General features: G+C 33.6%; 3 protein-coding genes. All 3 read left to right on the top strand.

From position 1 onward, the window contains the following. The coding region (locus tag IDG60_RS13010) for a fructosamine kinase family protein (RefSeq protein WP_206160770.1) at positions 1 to 767 on the top strand (767 nt) is incomplete at its 5' end. 338 nt (positions 768 to 1,105) lie between these two features. Beyond that, the gene (locus IDG60_RS13005) at positions 1,106 to 1,384 is read left to right on the top strand and encodes a TIGR04197 family type VII secretion effector (protein WP_000987949.1); all 279 of its coding nucleotides are present in this window, start codon (positions 1,106 to 1,108) and stop codon (positions 1,382 to 1,384) included. A 14-nt stretch (positions 1,385 to 1,398) separates the two neighbouring features. Then, positions 1,399 to 1,767 (top strand): hypothetical protein, encoded by a 369-nt coding sequence (locus IDG60_RS13000; RefSeq protein ID WP_000066356.1) that lies wholly within the window; start codon positions 1,399 to 1,401, stop codon positions 1,765 to 1,767. The last annotated feature ends 43 nt before the right edge of the window (positions 1,768 to 1,810 follow it).

Genomic DNA, 1,810 nt, shown 5'->3' with positions numbered 1-1,810 from the left:
ATACGGATACATTTTTCTTACTTGTCCAACGTGGACGTAAAGAATCATTTTATGCTGCAGAAATTGCAGGTTTAAATGAATTTGAACGTGCAGGTATCACGGCACCTAGAGTAATTGCAAGTGGCGAGGTTAACGGTGATGCGTATTTAGTGATGACGTATTTAGAAGAAGGGGCTTCAGGGAGTCAACGCCAATTAGGGCAACTCGTAGCTCAATTACACAGTCAGCAACAAGAAGAAGGCAAATTTGGCTTCTCATTACCTTATGAAGGTGGCGATATTTCTTTTGATAATCATTGGCAAGACGATTGGTGTACCATTTTTGTCGACAAGCGCTTGGACCATTTGAAAGATGAGTTGCTAAATAGAGGGCTATGGGATGCCAACGATATCAAAGTATATGACAAAGTGCGACGTCAAATTGTGGCGGAATTAGAAAAGCATCAAAGTAAACCGTCTTTATTACATGGTGACCTATGGGGTGGTAATTATATGTTTTTAAAAGATGGACGTCCTGCATTATTTGATCCAGCACCATTATATGGTGACAGAGAATTCGATATCGGTATTACAACGGTATTTGGTGGTTTTACGAGCGAATTTTATGATGCGTATAATAAACATTATCCACTCGCAAAAGGTGCATCCTATAGACTTGAATTTTATCGTTTATATTTATTGATGGTCCATTTATTGAAATTTGGTGAAATGTACCGTGATAGTGTTGCGCATTCTATGAATAAGATTTTACAAGATACAACAAGTTAGTTATTACGTTAGATTGAGATAATAATATGCACAGATATTTTTACAATGAGAAGCGATACAGCTGCCTCAATAAAAATATTTGTGCTTTTTTATTGTTGGAAAATAAAATTTTAATCGCTATTGTTAATTTCTGTAATGTAAAACAAGGTTGAGTTGCAATAAAAGTTATTTTATAACTTTTTGTTCAATAAAATTCTAGGAATGATACATATTTATTGATACAATAATTTTGAATATAATCATAAAACAATATTTAAGTATAATTGAATGTTTGAATATCATATATTGATACAGTTTCTAATAATTTTAAAATAATTAAAATGGAGAGAGAGGTGTAAATGATGAGTACAGTTCAAAGTGATATTTTTAAGACCAATAGTGCATCATCATCTATTAAAAGCGCTGTTGAAACATGTAATAATGTGTCGAAACCGGATAAAGATGAAAGTACAACAGTAAGTGGAAATAATAATGCTCATAGTGTGATAGATGATTTGATGAGTAAGAATCAATCTGTTGCTGAAGCAATACGAACTGCGAGCGATAATATACAAAAAGTTGGTGAGGCTTTTGACCAAACTGACGTAATGATTGGTAATGAAATTGGTAAAAATTAAAACGTGGTGAAATGATGTCGAATAAACTGGATGAAATCAATAAAATAATCACAGCGAAACATAAGCAAATGGATGACTTATATGATGAAAAGCGAGAGGTTAAAGCATTGATAGATGAAAGTGATGCGCTTAATCATTCGATAGATCAATTATATCAACATTTAGGTGAGCGTTATTATAGTAGCAATATGGCTAGTCGTATGGAACAGTTCCGCGATGAATTTCATTTTGCGAAACGACGTTCAACGGAAGCGTTATACGAGCAGCAACAGCAAATTCAACATGGCATTCGTAAAGCAGAAGAAGAGATGATTGACTTGGAAATGCGAAGGAATGTTGAAATTGAGACGGTGACAAAGGAGGAAAATAAATGGAAACAATAGGAAGCATTATTTATTTAAAAGAAGGTTCGCAAAAGTTAATGAT

This window comes from Staphylococcus sp. EG-SA-2 (assembly GCF_017152085.1).
This window is presented reverse-complemented; position numbering and strand designations above follow the sequence as displayed.

What these genes read in the sequence shown, in the direction of transcription:
- IDG60_RS13005 (WP_000987949.1), top strand. Translation starts at nt 1,106, where the DNA reads ATGATGAGTACAGTTCAAAGTGATATTTTTAAGACCAATAGTGCATCA.
- IDG60_RS13000 (WP_000066356.1), top strand. Translation starts at nt 1,399, where the DNA reads ATGTCGAATAAACTGGATGAAATCAATAAAATAATCACAGCGAAACAT.